The 378-nt window shown below is 37.6% G+C and carries 1 pseudogene; it reads right to left on the minus strand.

Features of this window, described 5'->3' with window-relative positions:
• Positions 1-378 (minus strand): annotated as a pseudogene (locus tag B5P42_RS31445) (saccharopine dehydrogenase); the annotation flags it as partial.

The following is a 378-nucleotide window of genomic DNA, read 5'->3' on the forward strand; positions in this document are numbered from 1 at the left end:
TGTCTTGAAGAGAATATAGTGCGTTGATATCAACCGTAACCTCTTGAAGATCTTTTGAATAAATTTTAGAAAAAAGGGCTGCTGTCCCCCCCATCCACCCTGAAGCTAATACAACAGGGGATTGCACCTCAACATTTTTTAATCGATCAATAGAACTCTTAAAGCGTTCAGTCCAACGAGTAATGTCAACCAATGGAATTTTTTTTCGAACTGCAGATAGGAGTAGTCTATCTTGAGGATCATTAACCGCATTAACAACTAATGTGAAATTATCATCCAAATTTCTTAAGGGATCATCTGTTGTGTTGTCTACCTTGACTATTTTTACTCTCTCTGATTCAAAAGGTAACGCTTTCCCTAAGGTTCTTCCTCCTAATC

Source organism: Bacillus sp. SRB_331, assembly GCF_003264175.1.
Lineage (GTDB): Bacteria > Bacillota > Bacilli > Bacillales > Bacillaceae_G > Bacillus_A > Bacillus_A mycoides.